The sequence below is a fragment of the Labrys wisconsinensis genome, assembly GCF_030814995.1.
GTDB classification, from domain to species: domain Bacteria; phylum Pseudomonadota; class Alphaproteobacteria; order Rhizobiales; family Labraceae; genus Labrys; species Labrys wisconsinensis.
On the sequence record NZ_JAUSVX010000011.1, the window covers coordinates 182,780 to 201,401 of the forward strand.

21 protein-coding genes and 2 pseudogenes are annotated in these 18,622 nt (G+C 70.4%); 18 read left to right on the forward strand and 5 right to left on the reverse strand.

What is annotated here, in order from left to right:
* Positions 1-105: 105 nt before the first annotated feature.
* On the forward strand, positions 106-996 hold the full coding sequence (locus tag QO011_RS26080) for an AraC family transcriptional regulator (protein WP_307278668.1): 891 nt from the start codon (positions 106-108) through the stop codon (positions 994-996).
* A gap of 13 nt (positions 997-1,009) precedes the next feature.
* On the opposite strand, the gene ybaK is transcribed toward QO011_RS26080, so the two are convergent.
* Complete coding sequence (gene ybaK, locus QO011_RS26085; RefSeq protein ID WP_307278670.1) at positions 1,010-1,483, reverse strand: Cys-tRNA(Pro) deacylase; 474 nt, start codon at positions 1,481-1,483, stop codon at positions 1,010-1,012.
* Positions 1,484-1,670: 187 nt separating this feature from the next.
* Between ybaK and QO011_RS26090 the strand changes: the two are divergent.
* The 10 genes and pseudogenes from QO011_RS26090 to QO011_RS26130 form a co-directional block, all read left to right on the forward strand.
* Positions 1,671-2,021 (forward strand): annotated as a pseudogene (locus QO011_RS26090) (GcvT family protein); the annotation flags it as partial.
* 112 nt (positions 2,022-2,133) lie between these two features.
* Positions 2,134-2,259, forward strand: a pseudogene (locus tag QO011_RS42665) (hypothetical protein); the annotation flags it as partial.
* Positions 2,260-2,628, forward strand: coding sequence for a glycine cleavage T C-terminal barrel domain-containing protein (locus QO011_RS26095; protein ID WP_307278675.1), 369 nt, complete (start codon positions 2,260-2,262; stop codon positions 2,626-2,628).
* A gap of 143 nt (positions 2,629-2,771) precedes the next feature.
* The gene (locus QO011_RS26100; protein ID WP_307278677.1) at positions 2,772-3,071 is read left to right on the forward strand and encodes a helix-turn-helix domain-containing protein; all 300 of its coding nucleotides are present in this window, start codon (positions 2,772-2,774) and stop codon (positions 3,069-3,071) included.
* A 4-nt stretch (positions 3,072-3,075) separates the two neighbouring features.
* On the forward strand, positions 3,076-5,076 hold the full coding sequence (hyfB, locus tag QO011_RS26105) for a hydrogenase 4 subunit B (RefSeq protein ID WP_307278680.1): 2,001 nt from the start codon (positions 3,076-3,078) through the stop codon (positions 5,074-5,076).
* Entirely contained in the window at positions 5,067-6,023 is a 957-nt protein-coding gene (locus QO011_RS26110) for a respiratory chain complex I subunit 1 family protein (protein ID WP_307278683.1), read from the forward strand. Before hyfB ends, QO011_RS26110 begins: the two co-directional genes overlap by 10 nt.
* Positions 6,023-6,685, forward strand: a complete 663-nt coding sequence (locus QO011_RS26115) for a hydrogenase-4 component E (RefSeq protein ID WP_307278686.1) — start codon at positions 6,023-6,025, stop codon at positions 6,683-6,685. The genes QO011_RS26110 and QO011_RS26115 overlap by 1 nt, the downstream gene beginning before the upstream one ends.
* Positions 6,682-8,133 (forward strand): hydrogenase 4 subunit F, encoded by a 1,452-nt coding sequence (locus QO011_RS26120; RefSeq protein ID WP_307278689.1) that lies wholly within the window; start codon positions 6,682-6,684, stop codon positions 8,131-8,133. Before QO011_RS26115 ends, QO011_RS26120 begins: the two co-directional genes overlap by 4 nt.
* Positions 8,134-8,142: 9 nt before the next feature.
* Positions 8,143-9,684, forward strand: a complete 1,542-nt coding sequence (locus tag QO011_RS26125) for a hydrogenase large subunit (RefSeq protein WP_307278692.1) — start codon at positions 8,143-8,145, stop codon at positions 9,682-9,684.
* 8 nt (positions 9,685-9,692) lie between these two features.
* The gene (locus QO011_RS26130) at positions 9,693-10,205 is read left to right on the forward strand and encodes an NADH-quinone oxidoreductase subunit B family protein (RefSeq protein ID WP_307278694.1); all 513 of its coding nucleotides are present in this window, start codon (positions 9,693-9,695) and stop codon (positions 10,203-10,205) included.
* A 9-nt stretch (positions 10,206-10,214) separates the two neighbouring features.
* On the opposite strand, the gene QO011_RS26135 is transcribed toward QO011_RS26130, so the two are convergent.
* Complete coding sequence (locus tag QO011_RS26135; RefSeq protein WP_307278697.1) at positions 10,215-10,727, reverse strand: methylated-DNA--[protein]-cysteine S-methyltransferase; 513 nt, start codon at positions 10,725-10,727, stop codon at positions 10,215-10,217.
* Positions 10,728-10,921: 194 nt separating this feature from the next.
* Between QO011_RS26135 and QO011_RS26140 the strand changes: the two genes are divergently transcribed.
* From QO011_RS26140 to rpiB, 7 genes are all read left to right on the forward strand, one after another.
* Entirely contained in the window at positions 10,922-11,677 is a 756-nt protein-coding gene (locus QO011_RS26140; RefSeq protein ID WP_307278701.1) for a FadR/GntR family transcriptional regulator, read from the forward strand.
* Positions 11,678-11,707: 30 nt separating this feature from the next.
* Positions 11,708-12,607 (forward strand): NAD(P)-dependent oxidoreductase, encoded by a 900-nt coding sequence (locus QO011_RS26145; protein ID WP_307278704.1) that lies wholly within the window; start codon positions 11,708-11,710, stop codon positions 12,605-12,607.
* A gap of 14 nt (positions 12,608-12,621) precedes the next feature.
* On the forward strand, positions 12,622-13,305 hold the full coding sequence (locus QO011_RS26150) for an amino acid ABC transporter permease (protein WP_307279016.1): 684 nt from the start codon (positions 12,622-12,624) through the stop codon (positions 13,303-13,305).
* A gap of 8 nt (positions 13,306-13,313) precedes the next feature.
* A complete protein-coding gene (locus tag QO011_RS26155; RefSeq protein ID WP_307278707.1) occupies positions 13,314-13,976 on the forward strand; it encodes an amino acid ABC transporter permease in 663 nt (220 codons plus the stop codon).
* A gap of 16 nt (positions 13,977-13,992) precedes the next feature.
* Complete coding sequence (locus QO011_RS26160; RefSeq protein WP_307278710.1) at positions 13,993-14,727, forward strand: amino acid ABC transporter ATP-binding protein; 735 nt, start codon at positions 13,993-13,995, stop codon at positions 14,725-14,727.
* Between the two features lie 37 nt (positions 14,728-14,764).
* Positions 14,765-15,547 carry a transporter substrate-binding domain-containing protein gene (locus QO011_RS26165; RefSeq protein ID WP_370882009.1) on the forward strand — a complete coding sequence of 261 codons (783 nt, stop codon included), beginning with the start codon at positions 14,765-14,767 and terminating at the stop codon, positions 15,545-15,547.
* Between the two features lie 69 nt (positions 15,548-15,616).
* The gene (gene rpiB, locus QO011_RS26170) at positions 15,617-16,063 is read left to right on the forward strand and encodes a ribose 5-phosphate isomerase B (RefSeq protein WP_307278718.1); all 447 of its coding nucleotides are present in this window, start codon (positions 15,617-15,619) and stop codon (positions 16,061-16,063) included.
* 201 nt (positions 16,064-16,264) lie between these two features.
* Here the strand turns inward: rpiB and QO011_RS26175 are convergent, their stop codons facing one another.
* The 3 genes from QO011_RS26175 to ada are packed head-to-tail and all read right to left on the reverse strand — an operon-like array spanning position 16,265 to position 18,601.
* Complete coding sequence (locus QO011_RS26175; protein WP_307278721.1) at positions 16,265-16,801, reverse strand: methylated-DNA--[protein]-cysteine S-methyltransferase; 537 nt, start codon at positions 16,799-16,801, stop codon at positions 16,265-16,267.
* On the reverse strand, positions 16,788-17,534 hold the full coding sequence (locus QO011_RS26180; RefSeq protein ID WP_307278724.1) for a 2OG-Fe(II) oxygenase: 747 nt from the start codon (positions 17,532-17,534) through the stop codon (positions 16,788-16,790). The genes QO011_RS26175 and QO011_RS26180 overlap by 14 nt, the downstream gene beginning before the upstream one ends.
* Positions 17,531-18,601 (reverse strand): bifunctional DNA-binding transcriptional regulator/O6-methylguanine-DNA methyltransferase Ada, encoded by a 1,071-nt coding sequence (gene ada / locus QO011_RS26185; RefSeq protein WP_307278727.1) that lies wholly within the window; start codon positions 18,599-18,601, stop codon positions 17,531-17,533. Before ada ends, QO011_RS26180 begins: the two co-directional genes overlap by 4 nt.
* Between the last annotated feature and the right edge of the window lie 21 nt (positions 18,602-18,622).

Genomic DNA, 18,622 nt, shown 5'->3' on the forward strand with positions numbered 1-18,622 from the left:
GCGATGCTGCCAATGCTTTGCTCGATCCTGCCGATCCGGGTTCTTCGCTGCCCGGCACTCGCGCAGGCCGGCGTGCGGGCCTACAAGTCGGGCCGGAGACCAGCCATGCCCGACCTCATCGACCAGTGCCGCGATCTCGTGGCTCGCCATTGCGCCGGCACTGGCCGCTGGGAGACGCCGGTGTCCGGCCTGGCCCTGTACCGATGCGATGCGCCGACGGCGCCGGCGCGCACGGTCTACAATCCACGGCTCTGCGTGGTGCTGCAGGGCGGCAAGGAGATCGCCGTCGGTACGCGTCTGCTCCGGCTCGACGCGGGCACCTGCCTGGTGGCGACCGTGGACATGCCGGTGACGGCGAGCGTGCGTGAGGCGCGGCCCGACCATCCGCATCTCGCGCTCACGCTCGATCTCGACCGTCGCGCCATCGCCGATATGCTCATCGGCCTGCCGCCGGTGCCGTCCGAGCATCCGCCCGCCGGGATTGCCGCCGGAGCCCTGGCGGATGCGCTGGTCGAGCCGCTCTGGCGGCTCCTGCGGCTGGTCGAGCAGCCCGGGGACGTCGCGGTGCTCGCGCCGCTGATCGAGCGCGAGATCCACTACCGGCTGCTGCAGGGGGCACATGGCCCGTTGCTGCGCCAGATCGCCACCACGGGCACGCATCTCGCCCGGATCGGCCAGGCGACCGCCTGGATCCGCGCGCATTATGCCGAGCCCACCAGCATCGAGGCGCTCGCCGGGCTGGCGGGCATGAGCGTGACCTCGCTCCACCGCCACTTCAAGGCGGTGACGATGATGACGCCGCTGCAGTACCGGGCGCGGATCAGGCTGCAGGAAGCTCGGCGCCGGCTGCTCGTGGAAGGGCAGGACGCCGGCGCGATCGGCTTCGACGTCGGCTATGACAGCGCCTCGCAGTTCAGCCGCGAATATCGCCGGATGTTCGGCCGGCCGCCGGCGAGCGACGCCGCCCGCCTGCGCGGCGCCGAGCCGGGCTGGTGAACCGCCTCATCGATCAGGCGATCACCGAGGCCGCCTTCGCCTCCGCCGCCTCGATCAGCACCTGCGGGCTGATCCGCAGCTGCAGCCCCCGCTGGCCGCCATTGACATAGACATAAGCCTCGGCAAGGGCGCTCTCCTCCACGACCGTGGGCAGCCGGCGCCGCTGGCCGAAGGGGCTGACGCCGCCGACCTTGTAGCCGGTGAGCCGTTCGGCGTCGGGCGGCGGCATCATCTTCGCGGCCTTGCCGCCGAAGGTCGCCGCCACCTTCTTCATGCTGACCTCCCGATCCGAGGGCACGACGATGCAGACGGGGCGGCCGTCGACCTCGGCGATCAGGGTCTTGAGCACCCGTCCGGGTGGCTCGCCCAGCGCTTCCGCCGCCTGCAGGCCGACGCGCGGCGCGTCGGGGTCGTAGTCGTAGCTGCGGAGCTCGAAGCCGAGCCCCTGCCTGGTGAGGGCGAGCGTTGCCGGGGTCGCCTTCGACATGCCGATCCTGCCATCCGCGTTGCCGGAGCCAGCTGCCGGCCGATCGCCCGATGCATGCCGGGTCCGCCGGGCCGGCGTCAACCCCGGCGTCGAGGCCCGGGACGAGCAGAGCTGGCGTTGGACCGGCACGGGCCGCCATGTCGGCGAGGAGGTCCAGGCCGTGCGCCATGCCGTCGGCCTGGTGGACATGACGCCGATGACGAAGTTCGAGGTGATGGGGCCGGGCGCCGAGGCCTGGCTCGACCGCATCCTTGCCAACCGCCTGCCCAAGGCCGGCCGCGTCGGCCTCGGCCATCACCTGACGGCGAGGGTCGGCGTCCAGGCCGAATATGTCGTCGCCCGGCTGGACCACGCGCTATTCTACCTGATCTCGACGCCGCGGGCCGAACGCTGGAATTTCGACGACCTTACCAGGCTCCTGCCCGGCGATGGGAGCGTGCAGCTGCGCAACGTCACCAACGACCGGGGCCGCTTCACCGTCGTCGGCCCGAATGCCCGCGCCGTGCTGCAACCGCTGACGGAGCTGGACCTCGCGAATGCCGCCTTCCCCTGGTTCGGCGTCCGCTCGGGCACGGTGGGGCTCGCCAGCGACGTCCGCTGCTGCGCGTCAATTATGAAGGGGAGCTCGGGTGGGAGCTCTATCATCCCCTGTGCCATCGGCGTCACCTGCTCGACGCCCTCATGGCCTCGGGGAGGCGCACGGCCTCAGGCTGGTCGGCCTGCAGGCGCTGGAATCGCTGCGGCTCGAAAAATCCTATCGCGCGATGTACCGGGGCATGAACCCGGAGCTCAGCGCCTGGGAAAGCGGCCTCGACCGGTTCATCCGTCTCGACAAGGGCGATTTCATCGGCCGGCAGGCAATGCTCGACCAGAAGGCCGCCTGCATCGCCCGCCGCTCCATCACCCTGGCGATCGAGACCGACGGCGCCAGTGCGCTGATCCACGAGGGCGTTTATCTCGTCGGCCGGATCACCTCGGGTGGCTATTCCTACGCGTTCGGCCACGACATCGCGCTGGCGCTGCTGCCGCCCGACCTGACGGCACCCGGCACCGAACTGGCGGTGCCGATCCTCGGCGAACGCCGCAAGGCGCGCGTCGTCGCGGACTCGCCCTACGATCCGGACGCCGCGCGGAGCCGGAAGTGAGGTTCCCCGATCGGACTCGAAGGAGGATAGAGGCTCGACGATCATAAATGATCTCTGAGGGATCACTAATCATTCTTGAAACCGGCAAATGCATCGGATAATGATAGGCGACTATCGTCGATCCGAGTCCTGGTGGGCATGCCGTGATCACCGCCGCGCAACTTCGCGCAGCCCGCGCCTTCCTGGGCATCGACCAGCGTGAGCTGGCGTCTCTTTCGGGCCTGTCGGTCCCGACCATCCGGCGCATGGAGGCCAGCGACGGCGTCATCCGCGGCAATGTCGATTCGCTGATGAAGCTGGTCGGTGCCCTGGACGCGGCCGGCATCGAGCTGATCGGCGACGGCGCCGTCAGCGAGGGCGGCGGCCGCGGTATCCGGTTCAAGGAGATGCGCGTCGCCGCGCCGCCGCAGAGGGCGCCCCGCACGCCGGAAGCCGAGGGGTGAGGCCATGCCCGTCGCCGCTTCCTCGTGGTGCGTCGCGTGCCTGCTCGGCCTCGCCGTCCTGGCGGCGATCGGCGGCCGCGGTCGGGCGGGGGGCTGGGTCTACGGCGCCACGCTGGTGGTGAGCGTCGCGGCGCTCGTCGCCGCCGGCATGGGCCTTGCCCGCGAGCCGACGACCGTGACGCTGCCGCTCGGCCTGCCCTGGATCGGGGCGCATCTGCGCATCGACGCCCTGGCCGCCTTCTTCCTTCTCGTCGTCAATCTCGGCGGCGCCGCCGCCAGCCTCTACGGCATCGGCCATGGCCGGCACGAACCCGAGCCGCAGCGCGTGCTGCCGTTCTTTCCCGCCTTCCTCGCCGGCATGAACCTGGTGCTGCTGGCGGACGACGCCTTCACCTTCCTGCTCTCCTGGGAGCTGATGTCACTGGCGTCCTGGGCGCTGGTCATGGCGCATCACCGCGAGGCGGCGAACGTCCGCGCCGGCTATGTCTATATCCTGATGGCGAGCTTCGGCACGCTGACGCTGCTGCTCGCCTTCGGCCTGCTCGCCGGGGCGGACGGGGCCTATGCGTTCGCGGCCATCCGCACGCACGGCCTGCCGCCGGTGTCGGCCGCCCTCGTCCTCGGGCTCGCCCTTATCGGCACGGGTTCGAAGGCGGGGCTCGTGCCGCTGCATGTCTGGCTGCCGCTGGCCCATCCGGCGGCGCCGAGCCATGTCTCGGCGCTGATGAGCGGCGTGATGACCAAGGTCGCGGTCTACGGCTTCGCGCGCATCGCCTTCGACCTGCTCGGGCCGCCGGCCTGGTGGTGGGGCGTGCCGGTCCTGGCGGTCGGCGGGGGGACCGCGGCGCTCGGCGTGCTGCAGGCGCTGATGCAGAACGACCTCAAGCGCGTGCTGGCCTACAGCACGATCGAGAATATCGGCCTCATCTTCGTCGGGCTCGGGCTGGCGCTCGCCTTCAAGGCCAACGGCCTGCCCGCGGCGGCGGCCCTCGGCATGACCGCCGCCCTCTTCCACGTCTTCAACCATGCCCTGTTCAAGAGCGCCCTGTTCTTCGGCGCCGGCGCCGTGCTGACGGCGACCGGCGAGCGGCGGATGGAGCACCTCGGCGGCCTCATCCACCGCATGCCGGCCACCAGCGTCCTGGTCCTGGTCGCCTGCGCCGCGATCTCAGCGCTGCCGCCGCTCAACGGCTTCGCCTCGGAATGGCTCGCCCTGCAGGCGATCCTGCTCAGCCCGCAATTGCCGCAATGGGGGCTGAAGCTGCTCGTCCCCGCCACCGGCGCGCTGCTCGCCCTGTCCACCGCGCTGGCGGCGGCCTGCTTCGTGCGGGTCTACGGCATCGTCTTCCTCGGCCGGCCGCGGACGGTGGCGGCGGAGCGGGCCGTGGAGGTCGACCGCTGGTCCCTCGGCGCGATGGGCCTGCTGCTCGCCCTCTGCCTGCTCGCCGGACTGCTGCCGGGGCTGGCGATCGATGGCATCGCGCCGGCGGTGCAGAGCGTCATCGGCGCCCGCATGCCGGCCCAGGCGAGCATCGACTGGCTGTCGATCGTGCCCGTCGCCGAGAGCCGCAGCTCCTATAACGGCCTGCTCGTCTTCTGCTTCATCGCTGCCTCCGCCTCGCTCGGCGCGCTCGCCATCCACCGGCTGGCCTCGCGGGCGGTGCGCCGGGCGCCGGCCTGGGACTGCGGCTTTCCCGATCCGAGCTCCGCGACCCAGTATACCGCCGACAGCTTCGCCCAGCCGGTCCGCCGCGTCTTCGGCACCTTCGTCTTCCGCGCCAGCGAACATGTCGCGATGCCGCCGCCGGGGTCTCTCGCCCCCGCCCGCTTCGAGGTCAGGCTGCACGACTTCGCCTGGGAGCTGATCTACACGCCGATCGCGCGGATGGTCTCGCGGATCGCCGACCGGCTCAACCGGCTGCAGTTCCTGACCATCCGCCAATATCTCAGCCTGGTCTTCGCCGCGCTGGTGCTGCTCCTCCTGGGGCTCGCGCTATGGCCCTGATCCCCTCTCTCGCCGTCCAAGGCGTCCAGATGCTGCTGGTGCTGGCGCTGGCGCCGCTCCTCACCGGCTTCGTGCGCAAGGTGAAGGCGCGCCTCCTGCGCCGGCGCGGACCTGGCCTCGTCCAGCCCTACCGCGATCTCTGGCGGCTGCTGCGCAAGGAGGTGGTGCTGGCCGACAACGCCTCCTGGCTGTTCCGGGTGATCCCCTATCTCGTCTTCGCCACGACCTGGGTGGCGGCGGCGCTGGTGCCGACCTTCGCCACCGGCCTGCCGTTCAGCTGGTCGGCCGACCTGATCGCTGTGATCGCTCTGCTCGGCGCGGCGCGCTTCCTTCTGGCCCTCGCCGGCATGGATGTCGGCACCAGCTTCGGCGGCATCGGCTCCAGCCGCGAGGTGATGATCGCCACCCTGGCCGAACCGGCGACGATCATGATCGTCTTCACCCTCGCGCTCCTGGCGGGCTCGACGCAGCTCTCGAACCTCGCCGGCTTCATGCTGTCTCCGGCCGTCGGCATCCGCGTCTCGCTCGGGCTGGCGCTGGTGGCGCTGATCATGGTGGCCCTGGCCGAGAACGGGCGCATCCCGATCGACAACCCGGCGACGCATCTGGAGCTCACCATGGTGCACGAGGCGATGGTGCTGGAATATTCCGGCCGGCACCTCGCCATGATCGAGCTCGCGGGCGCCCTCAAGCTCCTGCTCTACCTCTCGCTGATCGGCTGCGTCTTCGTCCCCTGGGGGCTGGCGCCGGCGGGCGCGCCCGTAGGCGCCCATCTCATCGGCCTTGCCGCCTATCTCCTCAAGCTGACGGCCGGTGGTCTGCTCCTGGCGCTGTTCGAGACCTCGATCGCCAAGATGCGCGTCTTCCGGGTGCCCGACTTCCTCGGCGCGGCTCTGATGCTCGGCCTGCTCGGGACGCTGCTCCTGTTCGTGTCGCGGAGCCTGTGATGCACGGCCTGGCCTTCGACATCGCCCATCTCCTCGCCGGCGGACTGGTGCTGGTCAGCCTGATGCTGCTCTACCAGGACCGGCTCTACGCGCTCCTCAACGTCTTCGCGCTCCAGGCCCTGGTGCTCGCCCTGTCGATCAGCTGGCAGGCCTGGGTCCAGGACGCACCGCATCTCTATGTCTCCGCGGCGATCGCGCTCCTGGTCAAGGCGATCGCCATTCCGCTGGCGCTGCACCGCATCATCGCCCGCCTCGGCATCCATCGCGAGGTCGAGACCGTCGTCAGCATCGGCCCGACCATGCTGGCCGGCATCGGCCTCGTCGCTCTCTCCATGGTGGTGATGCTGCGGGTCACCGCCGATGCCGATCCGCTGGCGCGCGAGGACCTCGCCTTCGCCCTCTCGGTCGTGCTGCTGGGCCTCCTGATGATGGTGACGCGGCGCAACGCGGTGAGCCAGGTCGTCGGCTTCATGTCCCTGGAGAACGGCCTGATCCTGGCGGCGACCGGGGCCAAGGGCATGCCCTTCGTGGTCGAGATCAGCGTCGCCTTCTCGGTCCTGGTCGCCTTCATCGTCATCGGCATCTTCCTGTTCCGGATCCGGGAGCGTTTTGACACCGTCGACGTCCACGCCCTCGACCGCTTTCGCGAGGACCAGCAATGAGCCTGTCCGCTCTCGACGGTCAGACCGCGCTGATCCTGACGATTCCCCTCGTCACCGCGCTCCTGCTGGCGTTCCTAGCCAACCATCGCCTGTCGGCCCGGCTCAATGCCCTGTCGGCGCTGCTGACCTTGCTCGCGGCGCTCTCCCTGCTCGCCCACAAGCCCGAGCCCGGTCCCTATATCCTGGTCGACGACCTCAACATCGTCTTCATCGTCCTCAACAGCTTCGTCGGTTTCACCACCAGCCTGTTCAGCGCCAGCTATATCGCCCATGAGCTCGAGACCGGCCGGCTGACGCCGGCGCATCTGCGCTTCTACCACGCGATGTACCAGGTGCTGCTGTTCGCCATGAACCTCGCCCTCCTCGCCAACAATATCGGCGTGATGTGGGTGGCGATCGAGATGGCGACGCTGACCACCGTGATCATGGTCGGCCTCTACCGCACCGAAGCGGCGATCGAGGCGGCCTGGAAATACTTCATCCTCGGCAGCGTCGGCATCGCTCTGGCGCTGTTCGGCACGATCCTGGTCTACATGGCGGCCCGCCCGGTGGTCGGCGAGGGTCTCGACGGCATGGTCTGGACGGTGCTGATCGCCCATGTCGCCGCCTTCGATCCGGCCCTGCTCAACATCGCCTTCGTCTTCCTCATCCTCGGCTACGGCACCAAGGTCGGCCTGGTGCCGCTGCATGCCTGGCTGCCCGACGCCCATGCCGAGGGCCCGACCCCGATCTCGGCCGTGCTCTCGGGCCTGCTGCTCAACGTCGCGCTCTACGCCGTGCTGCGCTTCAAGCTGCTGCTCGCCGCCAATGCCGGAGCGATCGCGCCCGGCCCGCTGATGGCGGCGATGGGCCTGGTCTCGCTGATCTTCGCCGGCTTCATGCTGTACCGCCGCCGCGACATGAAGCGCCTGTTCGCCTATTCCTCGATCGAGCACATGGGCATCATCACCTTTGCCTTCGGCATGGGCGGGCCGCTGGCCAATTTCGCCGGGCTGCTGCACATGACCATGCACAGCCTGACCAAGTCGGCGATCTTCTTCGCCGTCGGCCATATCGCCCAGGCCAAGGGCACGCAGCGCCTGTCGGAGATCCGAGGCCTGACCGCGACGCACCCGCTGCTCGGCTGGAGCCTGGTCGCCGGCGTCGCCGCCATTGCCGGCCTGCCGCCGCTCGGCATCTTCATGAGCGAGTTCCTGGTGGTGAGCTCGACCTTCGCCCGCGAGCCGCTCCTCGCAGTGCCGCTGGTGGCGGGGCTGCTGGTCGCCTTCGGGGCGCTGGCGCTGCGGTTGCATGATGTCGCCTTTGGCGAGCCGACCGGCAGCATCGTGCCGGTGCAGGCCTCCACCGTGCCGCTGGTCGCCCATCTGGGGCTGGTGCTGACGGCCGGCATCTACCTCCCCGCGCCGCTGGTCGCCTGGTTCCAGCACGTCGCGGGCCTGCTCGGATAGGGGGCGCCGATGACGCTGCCGACCGCTCTTCTCGCTGCCGGCCGCCGGGTCGAAGAGACCCGGCCCCATCCTCGCGTGGTGGTGGACGACGCGGTCTGGCAGGCGTTTGCCGCGCGGCTCGCCGCGGGCGAGGCGACGCTGCTCGGCCTCTGGGGCGACGGCAGCGCGGTCCATATGGCTCTGCTCGACGAGACCGGAGGGCAGGTCGCCATCGCCACGCGGGAATGCCCGGACGGGCGCTATGCCTCGGTCGGCCGCGCCCATCCGCCGGCGATCCGCCTGGAGCGGGCGCTGCAGGATCTCACCGGGCTCGAAGCGACCGGCTTGCCCGACGGCCGCCCCTGGCTCGACCATGGCCGGTGGGATCGCCGGCATCCGCTCGCGGCGGCGCCCGCTGCCCCGGCAGCGGTGGCATCCGCTGCCCCGGCCGGCGCGCTCGCCTATCCCTTCCTGCCGGCCGAGGGCGAGGGCTTGCACCAGATCCCGGTCGGCCCGGTCCATGCCGGCATCATCGAGCCTGGCCATTTCCGCTTCACCGCCAATGGCGAGACCGTGGTGCGGCTGGAGGAGCGCCTGGGCTATGTCCATCGCGGCGTCGAAGCGCTGATGGCCGGCAAGCCCGTCGCCGAGGCGGCGCGTCTCGCCGGCCGAACCTCCGGCGACAGCACGGTCGCCTATGCCCTCGCTTTTGCCCGCGCCGTCGAGACTGCTCTCGGCATCGACGTGCCGCTCCGCGCCGTCTGGCTGCGGGCGCTGATGGCCGAGATCGAGCGTCTCGCCAACCATTTCGGCGATATCGGCGCCATCTGCAACGACGCCGCCTTCGCGCTGATGCACGCCCATTGCGGTGTGCTGCGCGAGCGCGTGCTGCGCACGGCGGCGGCCTGCTTCGGCCATCGCCTGATGATGGACCGCATCGGTCCTGGCGGGGTCGCCTCCGACATTGCTGCCGCCGGCATCGACCAGATCCGCGATCTCGTGCGCACGGTCCGCCAGGTGTTCCCGGCCCTGGTCGGGCTCTACGACAACACCGCCTCGCTGCAGGACCGCACCGTCGGCACCGGCCGCGTCTCCGCGGCCCTGGTCCGGCAATTCGGCTGCGGAGGCTTCGTCGGCCGCGCCTCCGGCCGGGCCTTCGATGCGCGCCGGCACCTGGCCTATCCGCCCTATGACGCGCTGGCCTTCACCGTGCCGACCGCGGAGGACGGCGACGTCAATGCCCGGCTGTGGATCCGCATCCGCGAGGTGGAGGAGAGCCTGTCGCTGGTCTCGCAGATCCTCGATGGCCTGCCGGCCGAGGGAGCGCTGGCTGTGCCGGTCGCCGCGACCGGCGGACCCGCGGAGGGGCTGGCCATCGTCGAGGGGTTCCGCGGCGATATCCTCGCCTTCGTCCGTCTCGACGCTGACGGCCGGGTCGCGCGCTGTCACCTGCGCGATCCCTCCTGGTTCCAGTGGCCGCTGCTCGAGGCGGCGATCGAGGGCAACATCGTGGCCGACTTCCCGCTCTGCAACAAATCCTTCAACTGCTCCTATGCGGGGCACGACCTCTAGGCGGCGCCATGCGGAAGATCCTCCTCGAGAGCCTGAAGGGGCCGCTGACCGAGCCGGCGCCGCCAGCCGACGATCCGGAGCTCGCGGCGCTGGCCGCCGAGGTGGCGGAGGCGGCGCGCCGCAGGCTCGGGCGCAGCCTGTCCATCCGCCAGGTGGATGCGGGCTCCTGCAACGGCTGCGAGCTCGAGATCCATGCGCTCGGCAACGCCTTCTACGACCTGGAGCGCTTCGGCCTGCGCTTCGTCGCCTCGCCGCGCCATGCCGACGTGCTCTTGGTGACCGGACCGGTCACCCGCAACATGCAGGGGGCGCTGCTGCGCACCTATCAGGCGACGCCCGCCCCGAAATGGGTGGTGGCGGCCGGCGCCTGCGCGCTTGACGGCGGGCTGTTCGCCGGCAGCTATGCCTGCGTCGGCGGCGTCTCGGCGGTCGTCCCGGTGGACCTGCATATTCCGGGCTGCCCGCCCTCGCCGGCGACGCTGCTCAGGGGCCTGCTCGCCCTGATGCGGGGGAGCAGGTGAGGCCGGAGCTCACGCCAGCCGGAACGGCGCGGCCCGGCGCTCGCGCTCGAGCAGGGCGCGCTTGCGCCTGAAGCCCCAGCGATAGCCCGAGAGCGAGCCGTCCTTCTTCACCACGCGGTGGCAGGGGACGAGGATGGCGATCGGGTTGGCGGCGATGGCCTGCGTCACGTCGCGGGCATCGCGGGTGCCGAGCCGTGCGGCGAGGGCGCCATAGGTGGTGGTCTCGCCGGCGGGAATCTCGCGCAGCAGCGACCAGACCTGTTTCTCATAGGCCGTGCCCTGCGGATCGAGCGCGATGCCCGGATCAGTGCCGGGCTCGTCGACGAGCCGCTCGAGCTTGCCGACGAGATCGGACAGGCCCTCCTGGTCCTGTTCGAGCACCGCATCCGGGAGCAGGGCCCGCAGCGTGTCCAAGGCTGCGCCGCCATCGGCGAATTCGAAGGCGACGAGCCCCTGCCGGGAGAGGGCGACGACGAAGCTGCCGAGCGAGCTCTGCCCAAGGGCGTAGCGGATAGGGTCCATGACGGTCTCCATGCGGTTGGGTGTCGTTCGCATGGGTGTAGGCCGACGCGGCGCGGGATGCGCTCCGGTCCTTGCTTTCAAATTCGGATCGGGCTGCCGATACGCGGCTCGCCTGCGAAAATGCCGTCTCCGACATCGCGGCTTGACTCGATGGCCGTGGTCATCGTACTGGTCTGACCAAGGTAGGAGCAGGGATGGACGACGGGCTGGAAATCACGCGCATCGCCGACGGCGGCAAGGGCTTCGAGAAGGTGTTCGCCTTCCTGCGCGAGCGGCTGCTCGCCGGCTCGCTGAAGCCCGGCGACCGGCTCATCCCCGAGCGGGAGCTCGCGGGGCAGCTCGGCGTCAGCCGCCCGATCGTGCGGGAGGCGCTGCGGGCGCTGACCGTGCTCGGCATCGTCGAGATCCGCGACCGCGTCGGCACCGTGGTGCGGCGCCCGGACGTGTCGGTGCTGAACGACTTCTTCACCTTCGCCTTCGCCCAGCGGGCCGACTTCATCGACGACGTGATGGAGGCGCGCATCGCCATCGAATGTCAGGCGATCCGCCTCGCCGCCGAGCGGGCCACGGTCGCCGATTTCGAGCGGCTGCAGCGGGCGCTGGCGCGCATCGCCGAGACCATCGACGAGGCGGACGCGGGCGGCCTCGCCGATTTCGAGTTCCACCGCGCCATCGTCCTCGCCTCCCATTCGGAGACGCTGATGGTGCTGCACGATTCCATGGCGGCGCTGCTGACGCGCTCGCACCGCAGCCGCCGCGAGCTGGTCCAGGCCTTCGCGACGATGAAGACCTACCTGATCGACGACCATAAGCGGATCTTCGATGCGATCGTGGCGCGGGACCCCGCGCATGCGGATGCGACCCTGCGCGAGCACTTCGCCATCGGCGACGAATTCCGCCGCCGCGCGGCGATCGGACATGGCGCCCTGCGCCAGCCGTCCGGAGCGTGACTCGAGCGAACCAACGAACAGAGAGACGGCATGGGACGGGACGGCAAGGGTGATGTCGGCTTCATCGGCCTCGGCACGATGGGCCGCGAGATGGTCCGCAACCTCCTCGGCGCAGGCCACCGGGTCAGAGCCTTCGACATCGCCGCTGCGGCGGTCGAGGATGCCGTCGCCGCCGGTGCGGTCGCCGCGTCCAGCCCGGCCGACGCGGCGCATGGCTGCGACCTCGCCATCTCCATGCTGCCCGACACGCCGCACGTGGAGGCGGTGATCTACGGCGCCGACGGCCTGCTCGCGGCCCCGCCCGCCGGGCGGCTCGTCGTCGACATGAGCACGATCTCGCCGGTTGCTGTCCGGCGCATGCATGCAGACCTTGCGGCCGCCGGTACGGCCTTCCTCGATGCGCCGGTCTCGGGCGGCCCGGTGGGCGCGAAGAACGCAACGCTCTCGATCATGGCGGGGGGCGATGCCGATGCCTTCGTCCGCGCCCGGCCGGTCTTCGAGGCGATGGGCACCACCATCACCCATGTCGGCGCGCCCGGCGCCGGCCAGACCGTCAAGCTGTGCAACCAGCTCGTCTGCGGCCTCAACATCCAGGCGATCTGCGAGGCGCTGGCGCTCGGCCGTGCCTCGGGCGTCGACCTGGAGCAGCTGCGCCACGTCCTGCTCGGCGGCTCCGCCGCCTCCTGGATGCTGGACAAGCTCGGGCCGGCGATGATCGCCGGCGATGCCGGCGCGGGCTTTCGCATCGACCTGATGTTCAAGGACCTGCGGCTGGTGCAGGAGCATGCCCAGGCCCTGTCCGTGCCGCTGCCCGGCACCGCGCTGGTGACCGGCCAATATGTCGAGGCGCGGGCCCATGGCGAAGGCGCCAACGGCAACCAGGCGCTCTTCCGGGTCTATGACCGCATGACCAACCAGGCCTCCCGCTGAGCCGAGCCGTGACGATGGGCCTCGATCTCGATTTCACGACCGTCCTGGAGCGATGGCAGAGCCTGCTCGACGGGGCGGTGCTGACGCTTGAGCTGGCGCTGATGGCGACGGTGCTCGGCGCCGCGATCGGCGTGCTCGGCGCCATCGGCCGCGGCAGCGCCAGCCGCGCCGTCGCCGGGGCCTGCGGCTTCTATGTCGAGGCGATCCGCAACACGCCGCTGCTGGTGCAGATCTTCCTGGTCTATTTCGGGCTTGCCAGCATCGGGTTGAAGCTCTCGGCCTTCACCGTGGCCGCGACGGCGCTGACCATCAATGTCGGCGCCTACACCACCGAGATCATGCGGGCCGGGTTCGACGCCATCCCCAGGGGCCAGATCGAGGCGGCCGAGGGCCTCGCCCTGTCGCGCGTCCAGATCTACTGGCACATCATCCTGCTGCCGGCGGTCGAGAGGGTCTATCCCGCGCTCACCAGCCAGTTCGTGCTCCTGATGCTGGCCTCCTCGGTCACCTCGCAGATCTCGGCGGAGGAGCTGACCGCCGTCGCCAACTACATCCAGTCAGACACCTACCGCGCCTTCGAGACCTACATCCTCGTCGCCCTCATCTACGTCGTCCTGTCGCTCGTGATGCGGACCGGCTTCTGGGGCCTCGGCCTCGTCCTGTTTCCGCGCCGGCGCCGGCTCGGCACGCCCTTATAGGGATGGTCATGGGCGGCGGTCTCAACCTCAACCACCTCCTGTTCCTCGGCCAGGGCGCGCTGTGGACGGTCGGCCTGTCGCTGATCGCCCTGATCGGCGGCGGCCTCGCCGGCTTCGTCGTGGCGATGGCGCGCGTCTCGCCGGTCAGGGCGGTGCGGCTGCTCAGCATCGGCTATGTCCAGCTCATCCAGGGCACGCCGCTGCTGGTCATCCTGTTCCTGGGCTATTTCGGGCTCTCCGCCATCGGGCTGCAGCTGTCTCCGCTCGCGGCGGCAGGCGCATCCCTCACCATCTATGTCGCCGCCTATGTCGGCGAGATCTGGCGGGGCTGCATCGAGGCCGTGCCGCGGCCGCAATGGGAGGCGGCCGAAGGCCTCGGCCTCAGCCGCTGGCAGCGCATGACCAAGGTCGTCCTGCCGCAGGCGGTCCGCATCGCCACGCCGCCGACGGTCGGCTTCATGGTGCAGATCATCAAGAACACCTCGCTCGCCTCGGTCGTCGGCTTCGTCGAGCTCGCCCGCGCCGGCCAGATCATCAACAACTCGCTGTTCGAGCCGTTCCTGGTCTACGCCCTCATCGCCCTGATCTATTTCGCGCTCTGCTACCCCGTCTCCCGGCTCAGCCGGGGGCTGGAGCGGCGCCTGGGCGCCGGCCGCACGAGGCCGGCCTGACATGCACGAGAACGCCATGCCCCACGCCCCGATCGTCTCCCTCAGGGACGTGCACAAGAGCTTCGGCTCGCTGAAGGTCCTCGACGGCGTCAGCTTCTCGGTGGAGCGCGGCGAGGTGCTCGTCCTGATCGGCCGCTCCGGCTCCGGCAAGAGCACGGCGCTACGCTGCATCGACCGCTTCGAGCGGATCGACGAGGGAGCGATCGAGGTCTGCGGCCATCGCGTCGACGATCCCGGGGTCGACCTGCGCGCCCTGCGCCAGGACGTCGGCATCGTGTTCCAGAGCTACAACCTGTTTCCGCACCTGACCATCGAGGAGAACATCATCCTCGCCCCCTGCGCCGTGAAGGGGATGGCGAAGGGGCAGGCCCGGGACCTGGCGAGGCAGGTCCTCGCCCAGGTCGGGCTGGAGGACAAGCTCCACTCCTATCCCGAGCAGCTCTCCGGCGGCCAGCAGCAGCGCGGGGCGATCGCCCGCTCGCTCGCCATGCAGCCCAAGGTGATGCTGTTCGACGAGGTGACCTCGGCGCTCGACCCCGAACTGACGGGGGAAGTGCTGAGGGTCATCGAGGCGCTCGCGGCGGACGGCATGACCATGGTGATGGTCACGCACGAGATGGGATTTGCCAGGGGCATCGCCGACACGGTGGTGTTCATGCACCGGGGCAAGGTCCACGAGGCGGGAACGACCGCCATCCTTGCTTCCCCCGCCACGCCCGAACTCGCACAGTTCGTCGGCACGGGGCTCTGACGATGAAAAAACGGGAGAACCAAGGATGATCAGACGCATGATCCTCGCCGCCGCCGTGGCGACGGCCTGCCTCGCCGCGCCATGCGCGGGCACCGCCCATGCCGACCAGCTCGACGACATCCTGAAGGCGGGCAGGATCCGCATCGCCACCGATCTCGCCATCCCGCCCTCGGGCATGATGGACGCCGCGATGAAGCCGACCGGCTCGGACGTGGAGACCGCCGAGCTCCTGGCCAAGGACTGGGGCCTGCAGCTCGAATTCGTCCAGACCACCGGCGCCGCCCGCATCCCGAACGTCCAGACCGGCAAGGCCGACATCATCATCTCGACGCTGTCGGTGACGCCGGAGCGCGCCAAGGTGATCGACTTCAGCAGGCCCTATGCGGCGCTCCAATCCGTGGTGGGATGCCTCGCCTCGCTCGACATCAAGGGCTGGGACGATCTCAAGGGCCGCACCATCGGCGTCTCGCGTGGCACCACCCAGGACACGACCTTGACCAACATGAAGGACAGGGCGCTGACCATCGCCCGCTACGACGACGACGCCACCATGGTCACCGCCGCCATCTCCGGCCAGGCCGACTGCGTCGCCACGTCAGCCACCATCGTCCATCAGATCGGCGTCAAGGAACCGTCGCGGCCGTTCGAGCCCAGGGTGCCGATCACCACGTTCGACCTCGCCGTCGGCGTCCGCAAGGGCGAGCCGAAGCTGGTGGAGAAGCTGAACGCCTGGATCGGCGAGAATCTCAAGAACGGCAAGCTGAACGCCATCTACAAGAAGTTCCACGGCAGCGAGCTGCCGGAGAACATGCGCAGCTGAGCCGCGCCCGACGCGGCGGCCGCATGCCGCGGCCGCCGGACCTGCAATCTGGAAAGAGGTGGATAGCCCATGCGTCTCGTGATCGGATCGGACCACGCCGGTTGGTCGCTCAAGCAAGCCGTCGTCGATCATGTCCGGGGGCTCGGCCATGATGTCGTCGATGTCGGCTCCCATGACGACAAGCCGGTGGATTTCCCCGACATCGCCCGGGACGTCGCCCGCAAGGTGACCTCCGGCGAGGCGGCGCGCGGGATCATGGTCTGCGGCACGGGGGTGGGCGCCTCCATCGCCGCCAACAAGATGAAGGGCATCCGCGCGGCGGTCTGCCACGACGTGCACTCGGCGCACCAGAGCGTCGAGCACGACGACGTCAACGTGATGTGCATCGGCGCCCAGATCGTCGGCCCCTGGCTGGCCAAGGACCTGATCACGTCCTTCCTGGCGGCCGAGTTCTCGACCGACCCGGACTTCCGCCGCCGCGTCGACAAGCTCCATGCCATGGACGAGGAGGGGTAGGAGCCGGCCGGAGAGAGGCGGATCGACGTAGGCGCCGGCCCGATACGGTCGGGCGAGACGCGACCATGGCCATGAGCCGCGACGCTTGCCAATCCCCTCCCCGCAAGGGGGAGGGGATTGGCAAGCGTCGCGTTCGACGTGGTTACTCCCGGACGACGCCTTCGCGCACCGGCCGGGCAGCGGGAATGGTCTCCGCCGTCTTCAGTCAGCCGCGGCGTGCGCGGCCTCGTGGTCGAGGAGCCAGCGCTTGCGGGCGATGCCGCCGCCATAGCCGGTGAGGGCGCCGTCGGCGCCGACCAGGCGGTGGCAGGGGACGACGATCGACATCGGATTGGCGCCGTTGGCATGGCCGACGGCACGCGCCGCGTCGGGCCGGCCGATCCGGGCGCCGAGGCCGACATAGGTGGTGGGGTGCCGGACCGTGCGCAGCGCCGCCCAGACGCTCTCCTGGAACGGCGTGCCGTCGCCGCGCACCGCGATGCCGTCGATGGCGGCGATGTCGCCGGCGAAATAGGCGGCGAGCGCCGCCTTGATCGCGTCCGGGACCCGGCCGGCGACGAGGCGCGTCCGGTTCGGCCCGAGCCGGCGCCCGAAATGCCGGTGCAGCCGGTGCTCGCAATCCGCGAACTCCGCCGCCCGGAGCAGGCCTTCGGCGTCGGTGACCAGGAGGAAGTCGCCGAGCGGCGTCTCGACGGCCTCGAGGGTCAGCGTGGCGGCCGCGGTGCTATCGCGCGTCATGAAAGATGATCCCGACGGTGTGGCGCTGCCCGGATCTGAGGCGGCTGACGCCGTGGCGCAGGTTGACCCGGTAAGGACCCCGGCTCCCCTGCACCGGCCGGTTGTGCACGGCGAAGGCGACGGCATCGCCCTGGCGAAGCGGCACGACCTCGGCGCGACTCTGCATGCGCGGACGCTGCTCGGTCAGCACGAACTCGCCGCCGGTGAAGTCGCGGCCGGGCTCGGACAGGAGGATCGCCACCTGGATCGGGAAGGCGAGGTCGCCATAGAGGTCCTGGTGCAGGCAGTTGAAGTCGCCCGCGCCGTATTGCAGCAGCAGCGGCGTCGGCCTGGTCTGCCCGGCCTCTCGGCAGAGCGTCAGGAAGGCGGCGTGCTCGGCGGGATAGCGCGTCGCCTCGCCCATGCGCCCGTTCCAGGCATTGGCGATCGGCGCCAGATGCGGATAGAGCGCGGTGCGCATCCCCCCGACGAGGTCGGGCAGGGGATAGCGGAAATAGCGGTATTCGCCCTGCCCGAAGCCGTGCCGCGCCATGTGGACATGGCTGCGGAAATGCGCCTCCTGCGGGTAAAGCGCGGCGATGGCGGCGCACTCCGCCGGGGTCAGCAGCTTGCTGAGGACGGCGCAGCCATGGCCGTCGAGCTCGGCGGCGAGGGCCGGCCAGTCCAGGCGGCCGACCCGTTCCTCGGCTGAGCGGACGGCCGGCACCGCGGGGATGATGGAGGGGGCGTTCATGCCTGGGCCTCCTTCGCGATCAGGGCGCGCTTGCGCTCCACGCCCCAGCGATAGCCGGAGAGCGCGCCATCGTTGCGCACCACGCGGTGGCAGGGGATGGCGACGGCGATGGTGTTGGCGCCGCAGGCCTGGGCCACGGCACGCACCGCTTTCGGCTCGCCGATGCGGCGGGCGACCTCGGCATAGCTCACGGTCTCGCCGGCGGGAATGGCGCGCAGGGCCTGCCAGACCCGCTGCTGGAAGGCGGTGCCGCGCATGTCGAGCGGCAGGTCGAGGCCGATCCCCGGGGCCTCGACGAAGCCCACGACCTTGGCGACGAGCGCCTCGAACCCGGCATCGCCGCCGATCAGGTTGGCCCTGGGAAACCGGTCCTGCAGGTCGCGCGCCAGCGCATCGGGGTCGTCGCCGAGCAGGATGGCGCAGACGCCCTTGTCGCTGCGCGCCACCAGGATCGAGCCGAGCGAGCATTCGCCGATGGCGAAATGGATGTCGGCGTCGCGGCCACCCTGCCGGTAGGCGCTGGGCGTCATGCCGAGCACGGCGTTGGAGGTCTCGTAGAAGCGGCTGTTGGAGTTGAAGCCGGCGTCGTAGATCGCCTCGGTGACGCTGCCGGCGGCGCCGAGCCCGGCACGCACGCGCCGCGCCCGCTCGGCGGCGGCATAGGCCTTGGGCGTCAGGCCGGTCACCGCCTTGAACTGGCGATGGAAGTAGAACGGGCTGACGCCGGCGGCCGCGGCGAGCGCCTCGAGCTTGGGCGGCTCCTCCGCCGCCTCGATCATCCGGCAGGCCCGCGCCACCATGGCGGCGCTGCGCTCTGCCGGCGAGGCGGCGTCCGGCGTGCAGCGCTCGCAGGCGCGGTAGCCCGCCGCGCGCGCCTCGGTGCCGGTGGCGTAGAAGGTGACGTTGCGCGGCTGTGCCCGGCGCGAGGGGCAGGAGGGGCGGCAATAGATGCCGGTGGTGCGGACGGCATAGACGAAGCGGCCGTCGGCGGCGGCATCGCGCCGCAGCACCGCCGGCCAGCGCGGATCCTGCTCGGCCGGAACCGGCCCGATGTCGCTGCGTGCCATGGCGAGTGTCATAGTGGAAAT

Excerpts from the sequence above, each read along its gene's own strand:
- QO011_RS26080 (WP_307278668.1), top strand. The coding sequence starts at position 106 with ATGCCCGACCTCATCGACCAGTGCCGCGATCTCGTGGCTCGCCATTGC.
- QO011_RS26175 (WP_307278721.1), bottom strand. The coding sequence starts at position 16,801 with ATGACGCGCGATAGCACCGCGGCCGCCACGCTGACCCTCGAGGCCGTC.
- QO011_RS26165 (WP_370882009.1), top strand. The coding sequence starts at position 14,765 with ATGATCCTCGCCGCCGCCGTGGCGACGGCCTGCCTCGCCGCGCCATGC.
- QO011_RS26145 (WP_307278704.1), top strand. The coding sequence starts at position 11,708 with ATGGGACGGGACGGCAAGGGTGATGTCGGCTTCATCGGCCTCGGCACG.
- QO011_RS26110 (WP_307278683.1), top strand. The coding sequence starts at position 5,067 with ATGGCCCTGATCCCCTCTCTCGCCGTCCAAGGCGTCCAGATGCTGCTG.
- QO011_RS26115 (WP_307278686.1), top strand. The coding sequence starts at position 6,023 with ATGCACGGCCTGGCCTTCGACATCGCCCATCTCCTCGCCGGCGGACTG.
- QO011_RS26135 (WP_307278697.1), bottom strand. The coding sequence starts at position 10,727 with ATGGACCCTATCCGCTACGCCCTTGGGCAGAGCTCGCTCGGCAGCTTC.
- ada (WP_307278727.1), bottom strand. The coding sequence starts at position 18,601 with ATGGCACGCAGCGACATCGGGCCGGTTCCGGCCGAGCAGGATCCGCGC.
- QO011_RS26140 (WP_307278701.1), top strand. The coding sequence starts at position 10,922 with ATGGACGACGGGCTGGAAATCACGCGCATCGCCGACGGCGGCAAGGGC.
- QO011_RS26155 (WP_307278707.1), top strand. The coding sequence starts at position 13,314 with ATGGGCGGCGGTCTCAACCTCAACCACCTCCTGTTCCTCGGCCAGGGC.
- rpiB (WP_307278718.1), top strand. The coding sequence starts at position 15,617 with ATGCGTCTCGTGATCGGATCGGACCACGCCGGTTGGTCGCTCAAGCAA.
- QO011_RS26150 (WP_307279016.1), top strand. The coding sequence starts at position 12,622 with ATGGGCCTCGATCTCGATTTCACGACCGTCCTGGAGCGATGGCAGAGC.
- QO011_RS26120 (WP_307278689.1), top strand. The coding sequence starts at position 6,682 with ATGAGCCTGTCCGCTCTCGACGGTCAGACCGCGCTGATCCTGACGATT.
- QO011_RS26095 (WP_307278675.1), top strand. The coding sequence starts at position 2,260 with ATGAACCCGGAGCTCAGCGCCTGGGAAAGCGGCCTCGACCGGTTCATC.
- QO011_RS26125 (WP_307278692.1), top strand. The coding sequence starts at position 8,143 with ATGACGCTGCCGACCGCTCTTCTCGCTGCCGGCCGCCGGGTCGAAGAG.
- ybaK (WP_307278670.1), bottom strand. The coding sequence starts at position 1,483 with ATGTCGAAGGCGACCCCGGCAACGCTCGCCCTCACCAGGCAGGGGCTC.
- hyfB (WP_307278680.1), top strand. The coding sequence starts at position 3,076 with ATGCCCGTCGCCGCTTCCTCGTGGTGCGTCGCGTGCCTGCTCGGCCTC.
- QO011_RS26130 (WP_307278694.1), top strand. The coding sequence starts at position 9,693 with ATGCGGAAGATCCTCCTCGAGAGCCTGAAGGGGCCGCTGACCGAGCCG.
- QO011_RS26180 (WP_307278724.1), bottom strand. The coding sequence starts at position 17,534 with ATGAACGCCCCCTCCATCATCCCCGCGGTGCCGGCCGTCCGCTCAGCC.
- QO011_RS26160 (WP_307278710.1), top strand. The coding sequence starts at position 13,993 with ATGCCCCACGCCCCGATCGTCTCCCTCAGGGACGTGCACAAGAGCTTC.